This window comes from Yoonia sediminilitoris (assembly GCF_003058085.1).
GTDB classification, from domain to species: domain Bacteria; phylum Pseudomonadota; class Alphaproteobacteria; order Rhodobacterales; family Rhodobacteraceae; genus Yoonia; species Yoonia sediminilitoris.
The window spans coordinates 1-6,525 of sequence record NZ_QBUD01000035.1 but is presented as its reverse complement, the minus strand read 5'-3'; the positions used below and the strand labels follow the sequence as shown (position 1 = coordinate 6,525).

General features: G+C 53.6%; 8 protein-coding genes. 5 read left to right on the top strand and 3 right to left on the bottom strand.

The window, feature by feature from the left end:
- Positions 1–327: 327 nt before the first annotated feature.
- Complete coding sequence (locus C8N45_RS22750; RefSeq protein WP_108389331.1) at positions 328–1,236, bottom strand: LysR substrate-binding domain-containing protein; 909 nt, start codon at positions 1,234–1,236, stop codon at positions 328–330.
- A gap of 108 nt (positions 1,237–1,344) precedes the next feature.
- Between C8N45_RS22750 and C8N45_RS22745 the strand changes: the two genes are divergently transcribed.
- Both C8N45_RS22745 and C8N45_RS22740 read left to right on the top strand, forming a co-directional pair.
- The gene (locus C8N45_RS22745; protein WP_108389329.1) at positions 1,345–1,878 is read left to right on the top strand and encodes a DUF6647 family protein; all 534 of its coding nucleotides are present in this window, start codon (positions 1,345–1,347) and stop codon (positions 1,876–1,878) included.
- A gap of 170 nt (positions 1,879–2,048) precedes the next feature.
- On the top strand, positions 2,049–3,107 hold the full coding sequence (locus C8N45_RS22740) for a Hint domain-containing protein (protein WP_108389327.1): 1,059 nt from the start codon (positions 2,049–2,051) through the stop codon (positions 3,105–3,107).
- A gap of 209 nt (positions 3,108–3,316) precedes the next feature.
- Here C8N45_RS22740 and C8N45_RS22735 read toward each other — a convergent pair whose 3' ends face one another.
- Positions 3,317–3,997 (bottom strand): winged helix-turn-helix transcriptional regulator, encoded by a 681-nt coding sequence (locus tag C8N45_RS22735; RefSeq protein ID WP_245882839.1) that lies wholly within the window; start codon positions 3,995–3,997, stop codon positions 3,317–3,319.
- 190 nt (positions 3,998–4,187) lie between these two features.
- Between C8N45_RS22735 and C8N45_RS22730 the strand changes: the two genes are divergently transcribed.
- The 3 genes from C8N45_RS22730 (at position 4,188) to C8N45_RS22720 (ending at position 5,827) form a co-directional block, all read left to right on the top strand.
- A complete protein-coding gene (locus C8N45_RS22730) occupies positions 4,188–4,403 on the top strand; it encodes a tautomerase family protein (protein ID WP_108389323.1) in 216 nt (71 codons plus the stop codon).
- Between the two features lie 78 nt (positions 4,404–4,481).
- Positions 4,482–5,000 (top strand): OsmC family protein, encoded by a 519-nt coding sequence (locus C8N45_RS22725; RefSeq protein ID WP_108389321.1) that lies wholly within the window; start codon positions 4,482–4,484, stop codon positions 4,998–5,000.
- Entirely contained in the window at positions 5,000–5,827 is an 828-nt protein-coding gene (locus tag C8N45_RS22720; protein WP_168769579.1) for a class I SAM-dependent methyltransferase, read from the top strand. Before C8N45_RS22725 ends, C8N45_RS22720 begins: the two co-directional genes overlap by 1 nt.
- Before the next feature lie 281 nt (positions 5,828–6,108).
- Here the strand turns inward: C8N45_RS22720 and C8N45_RS23365 are convergent.
- Positions 6,109–6,525, bottom strand: a 417-nt coding sequence (locus C8N45_RS23365) for a hypothetical protein (RefSeq protein WP_211095508.1), incomplete at its 5' end; no start/stop codon positions are given.

Below are 6,525 nucleotides of genomic sequence, written 5' to 3'. Positions count from 1 at the left end.
AATTCTCACTATCTGCATGGTATTTCTCCTTTCCCAAAATTGATCTTCTAAGGGTCGCCGACCGAAGGCGGCGGGGTCCATACCATTGGCTCCTGATTAGCAAGACATTTTTGAGGCTGATCTAGCACTGGTCAGAAGCAGACGTGCGTTACGCTGGTGCGACGCACCTGGCCTGAGCAGATCACCAGAGGCGCGTTCGGTGACAGCTCCCAGCAAATAGCTGACCTTGAGCACGGTTACTGACGAGCGTCGTTTCGTGAGACAAAGCTGCCGCGCGCTGCATTTGGACCTGCGACCAATATGATAGCGTCAGTCAAAGAATTCGGACTACTCTGCGACAACCGCAAGGGACGGCCGTCCGTCGGTTTCCATTTCGCTGAACACGAACTCACGGAATGCGGCGATCAAAGGCTCTGATGCTCGACTGCGCTGGCAAACAAAAGAGTACATAACGAAAGGCATGGTGACTGCCTCGAACAGGCGAACCAGGCGACCCGACTTGATCGTATCGCGCACCATGATGTCATACGCGAGTGAGACTCCGAGGCCTTGTTCGACGCCCGATGTCGCCAGCTCGCAATTGGGAAACTCTGGCCCACTCGGAAAGTCAGGAGGTTCGACGCCAGCCGCAGCGAACCATTCTGCCCATTGGTCCATGGTTTCGTCGTGCATCAATGTGACCTTGCGCAAGTCTTCCGGGGTCTCGATACGGTGCTCACATATGAAGCTTGGAGCTGCAACCGGATACCTGCCAGACCGCATCAAAGGTAAAACCTCGGCACTCGGTACAGGGTCATCGGCCCAACCGATAACGACATCGGCATCATTGGTTTGAAAGTCCGTCGAAGGAGCACCTATGGAAACGCGAAGCCGAATTGCCGACGGCTCTATAAGCCGGTCGAGTCTTGGCACAAGCCAACGTGCTGCAAAACCCGGCGTACAAAGAACGCGAAGAGACTGACTTGCGGTATCTGCTGCGTCCAAAGTGCTTGCTTCGAATACGTCCAGAAGCGACGTCATTTTCCCCGCATAGGCTTTCCCCGTCAGGGTGAGTTGCATTTTGTTTTTGCGACGCTCGAAAAGCTTTGTCTCAAGGTATTCCTCTAAGGAACGGACCTGATGGCTGATCGCAGAAGGAGACAGGCAAAGCTCGTCAGCGGCCTTGGTATAGGACAAATGCCGGGCTGCCGCTTCAAAAGCGCGAACTGCAGTGAAAGGTGGAAGTCTACGTCCCAAAGTTTGTGAATTCCTTTCACACCACCATGAAAAATCGTCTTTTGCTCAACCGTGAGTCTGACCCTAGCATAATTTTGCGAGTTTCAAAAATCGATGATGGAGGGCACTATGCTTGAACGTTCCCCCGCCTGCCTTTGGTTGGTGGCACTAATAATGTTCGCTGGTTCTGCTTGGGCCGACGCAATCGTGCGTCTCGATCGGGAACCGGCATGGCGCAAAACCGAAAACATTGCAGAGCTGGTAGAGGTTTTCGATACTTGGCTTGATCAAAACACGGACTTTCTGCGCCCGGAGACACGCCCGAAGATAGAAATTATCAGCGCATCGCTTACGGCAACCATTCAGGGTTCGTCGGCGTCCAGATTTGGGCGAACACGGGGGCTCTTTGATCCGGAATCTTCAACAATATATATGATAATGCCCTGGGATCAAAAGGATCCACATGATGCGAGCGTGCTCCTTCACGAACTTGTACATGCCCGACAGGTTTCCCGGCACTATTATTGTCCCGGTGCTCAGGAGGAAGCAGCCTATCGCCTTCAGGATGAGTGGCTGCGCGAACGTGGCTTGCAAGCAAAGGTCAACTGGATCGCGGTTGTCTTGGAAGCTGGGTGTAGTCGACGCGACTTCCATCCCGATTGATTTATATACATTTTTTGGCCGCTACAGGAGAAGCCGACATTCGCACGCAGCGCGGCATCGGTCATTTTGGGATCTTAGCCGTTTGCTGCAGTTGCACGCACTTTGGCTTTCAGAGAGGCCGACTAAATGTACAGGTCGAATATGGTACTATCTTCAGATGTCTAAAATGTATGTTCGATTGCAAATTACTTGACCCGCAAGAATTGGAGGTTCATTTAACCAAGGCGATGCCAATTTTTTTTCAAACCTATCAAACTTCAGTCACCGGCGGGATCGCTGATGGTGATTCCGTCCTGATCACAGTTGCTCTCTATGGGTCGACGGAGCCGATCGACTTTGGTGATGGTGCTACTCTGCGTATTGTCGACGCTAACGACGACGGTCTTATTGATGCCGCCGAGTTCAATGCAGCAACCGGGGGCGGCGGGCTTGGACAAAACCGTGGCAGTGACTTTGCGCTGTTCGACAACGACAGTAATCCGAACACTGGCACGCTCTATTCTTCGGACCCGTATACGTCTGGCGATGATCTAAATGCGATAATCGATGCGTTGCCAGGTAATCAATGGCCCCCAGTTGCCCCCAATGTCATTAATGTGTGTTTCGCGAAGGGCACGCTGATCAAAACCCGTCATGGGGATGTTGCAGTTGAAGATTTGGCAGTAGGCGACAAAGTTTGCATGTCTGACGGGCGGCTTGAACCCATCCGCTGGACGGCGGGGCGGAAAATCAAGGCGGCGCTGCTTGCAGCCAATCCAAAATTACGCCCGGTCTGTATTACGGCCGGGGCTTTAGGTAATGGCCTTCCCAAACAGAATCTTGTGGTTTCCCGGCAGCATCGAATGCTGGTCTCTTCCAAAATTGCAATGCGGATGTTTGGCGTCAAGGACGTCTTGATCCCAGCCATCAAACTGACAGTGCTTCCGGGCATCTATGTCGATGAGGATGTCCTGGAAGTTGAATATTTCCACCTATTGTTCGACAAGCATGAGGTTATCTTTGCGGAAGATGCCCCAACTGAGAGTCTTTATACAGGACCAGAAGCGTTAAATGCACTGCCATCTGAAGCAAGGGAGGAAATCCTGACTCTTTTCCCAGAACTCGCAGACCGGGACTACTCACCGGAGCCAGCTGAGTTCTTGCCAGCAGGCAACAAACAAAAAGAACTCGTTGCAAGACACTTGAAGAATGCGAAGTTTCCCTTGTGCGATTATTCTCTGCCATCCTAACAAGCTGACACGCGCAATCAGGTCAGTATTGGTCAATCGGGGCTCAAACCCGACATTCGCTGATTTATGTGTAAGTGGCCGTTTTGGGACGCAAGAGCCTAGACCCGCCGAGCCAACGATGTGCGTGACATTGTGTCCAGTCTTCCATTCAATATGGACAAACGGTTCCTTGGAAATTGAACTAGGCGATTTGCCCCACGCTTGGGCTGCTAATTGGTTGCTCTGCGTTGCTCAAATCCGGAGCATTTCTGGACCTCAGCAAAACTGCTGCGCATAAGCCACTTGGTCAAAGACCTTTCCATCAGATCATGTCCGGTCAGAGCAATTTGTCCGCAGTCAATTTCTTCTTTGAATGTCGAGTGCCCCATCCAGGCGGACGTCAGCGCGCGAAGTTCGCATACCACGTAAAGATCGACGTCGAACTTGGGGTCAGTGTAGCAGATGTCGGTTTCTTCGCCTGGTTTGGCCACGAGCCAGTAATGCGCCGTTTCGTTCGGCGCATCTTTCAGAATGAACTGGATAACACACTTCGGTTTCGGAAGTTGCAGTCGATCGATCTTTCCGCGAATTTTCCACATCAGCAAACGCGCATCCAAGTTTTGCAGCGATACATCGCAGTCGATGTTGCGGTGGGCCCATTCACCAAGACCGCGGATCAGCGGCTCAAGTTCATCAGCAAGCGGGGTCGTGAAATACTCGGCATGGGCACCTGGACCAGCGCCGCGGCGGGTCACAAGGCCGTTCACTTCCATTTGCTTTAAACGCTTGGACAACAGACCGGGTGACATGCCAGGTACACCTCGTTGGATTTCATTGAAGCGTGTCGAACCGGACCACATTTCGCACAGTATGAGCATGGTCCAACGTGGTTCCAACAGGCTGGCAGCCATCGCGACAGGGCAAAACTTCGGGTAATTCGAATCTGACATTGCAGTACCTCCGCTCCAAGCAAAGCATTTCAGGCCCGCTATCGTCCACTTCAGAAATTGTAGTGGATTTACTCCATTTAAGGGACTGGTTTGGCGCATGTCACGAATGCGAGCATCGTTTTACCATGATTGGAAGCAAAGGAGGTTTGCCATGCCGTTGGTAGATATTGAAGTGATTGAAGGCGTTTTCGACGATGTACAGAAGGCGAAGATGATCGAAAAAGTGACGAACGCGATGGTGGAGGTCGAAGGGGAAGGTATGCGCGGGGTCACCTGGGTCCGGGTCAAGGAGGTACGCAGCGGACAATGGGGGATTGGAGGCAACACTCCCAGCGCCGATGACATCAAGGCTATGGCCACTGGATGAATAACAGCTTTGGCCGGACCGCCAGGATGGGCGGTTCGGCCACCGGCAGACCCTTTAGAATAGCTTGGAGATTAAGCAATGGACAGAAATAGCCATGCCAGAGAAGCGCAGTTGCGCGCGATTTCAATATTCACCCAACGCCCGGAGCATGCCCAGGTGGTCAATCGCGGATTCGCCAAGGTGCGTGACGGACTGAGTTGCACTTATGAGCAAGACGGACACAGCCTAACCCTGGACATGCCGAATGCGATTGGAGGAAGCGAAGAAGGACCAACGCCAGGTTTTTTTGCACGTGCTGCGATTTGTGGGTGTCTTGCGATCGGGATCAAGATGACCGCTGCGCGCGAAAATCTGGAACTCGATTCAGTCAGCGTTGGCATCGAACAGGACTGGGATAATCGCGGGGTCCTCGCCATGGCGGGCGCAAGTCCTGTGCCAGGTGATACCCGGATCGCTATTGAGATCAAAAGCCCTGAACCCGAAGATGAGGTTGGTGGGATGGTCAGCCGCGCCATTGCCAACGATCCATGGTTCCTCGCCTACCGGGATGCTCAACCAGTCAGCACCGTAATCTCGATAGTCCAGGGAGCCTTGTGATGGATGCCCGCCTTAAACTTCGCGTCCAACGTTATGGCTGGGATGCTGCGGCCGGGTATTATCACGCATCCTGGCAGGCACAACTGCGTCCTGCCCACGACCGTCTAATAGAAATGGCAGACGTCAAAACTGGTCAAAAGGTCATCGAGACGGCCTGCGGTAGCGGTCTGGTCACTTTGCGGCTCGCCGACGCGATAGGCTCGAATGGACAGGTCCTTGCCACTGATTTGTCACAGGGCATGATCGATAACTTGCGCACTCAATTGGACGGGCATTTAGATGGCCATGTCACGGCAGCGCGTATGGCTGCAGAAAAGCTTGATGTGCCTGATGAGACCTTCGACGCTGCGATATGCGCGTTGGGGCTGATGTATACGCCCGATCCTGCCGCTGCTATCTCTGAGATGTCGCGAGTTGTCGCTCCAGGCGGCACTGTCACAGCAACCGTCTGGGGTGAACGCAGAAATTGTAGTTGGGCGGAAGTCTTTCCGATCGTGGACGCCCATGTCGCATCAGAGGTGTGCCCGATGTTCTTTGGAACGGGGGCGCCAAACGCACTCAAGCGACTCTTCGAAGGTGCCGGGTTGCAGAACATTCAAGAGCACCGCCAGTCTGAAATGTTGGTCTTCCAATCCGACGAAGATGTCGTGGAGGCTGTTCTGTTGGGTGGTCCCGTTGCACTTGCCGTCAAACGGCTCGGCGATGAAGACTGGAAAGGGATTTGCCAGGAGTTCCTCGCGTCTGTCGCGGAATACAAAAAAAGTGACGGGAGCTACGGCATTCCCGGTGAGTTCGTAACCGTGCGGGGTCTTCGTCCGCTCAACTGAAAGACAGACCGTGTCCGCATCGGGCTCTTTACTGCCCAACGCTGCAGATTGAGCGAACGCCCGCAAATCGGGCGAGATATCGCGATTTCCACACTGAGCTATCCGTTGTCGGCAAGCTTCCACTCTGCAAGCGGGCCGCAGGATTCTTCCAATCGATCCATGACGTTGGATGCATCTTGCCCGAAAATCCACGTTGCATGCTGCCAACTACGTCCGCGCACGCGGCGTCTGTATTGAGCCGATTTAAGGGACATTTCCCTTATAGGATCCTTATAAGAAGTTTATCCCTTAAATGGATCACTGCTGATACTGCCTTGGCCCCACTGCCAACCCAAGATGGACAACACGTTGGTCAAGGCGCTGGCGCAGGCCTTTCGCTGGAAGCGGATGTTGGAGTCGGGTGAGTTCGCCACCATCGCCGAACTGGCAGAGTGCGAGAGGATCGCTGGGCAGAGACGCGTCCGAAACGGCAGAGGGCATGGTGCTGCAAGTGACGAGTGATGATGGCGCAGGGCGAGGATCCCACCGGCACTGATCCCGCGCGACAGGATGTAGCTCCCTGATAGCTTGCAAATCAACATATATCCCATGTAGATACGGATCATGGTACTGATCCGCGCCATTTTGATCGTGTTTGTGACGTTGTCCGCATCGTTCTCCGGGGCGTTGGATGCTGGACATTTGACGACAACCGAACA

Excerpts from the sequence above, each read along its gene's own strand:
- C8N45_RS22745 (WP_108389329.1), top strand. The coding sequence starts at position 1,345 with ATGCTTGAACGTTCCCCCGCCTGCCTTTGGTTGGTGGCACTAATAATG.
- C8N45_RS22740 (WP_108389327.1), top strand. The coding sequence starts at position 2,049 with ATGTTCGATTGCAAATTACTTGACCCGCAAGAATTGGAGGTTCATTTA.
- C8N45_RS22735 (WP_245882839.1), bottom strand. The coding sequence starts at position 3,997 with ATGGCTGCCAGCCTGTTGGAACCACGTTGGACCATGCTCATACTGTGC.
- C8N45_RS22730 (WP_108389323.1), top strand. The coding sequence starts at position 4,188 with ATGCCGTTGGTAGATATTGAAGTGATTGAAGGCGTTTTCGACGATGTA.
- C8N45_RS22725 (WP_108389321.1), top strand. The coding sequence starts at position 4,482 with ATGGACAGAAATAGCCATGCCAGAGAAGCGCAGTTGCGCGCGATTTCA.
- C8N45_RS22720 (WP_168769579.1), top strand. The coding sequence starts at position 5,000 with ATGGATGCCCGCCTTAAACTTCGCGTCCAACGTTATGGCTGGGATGCT.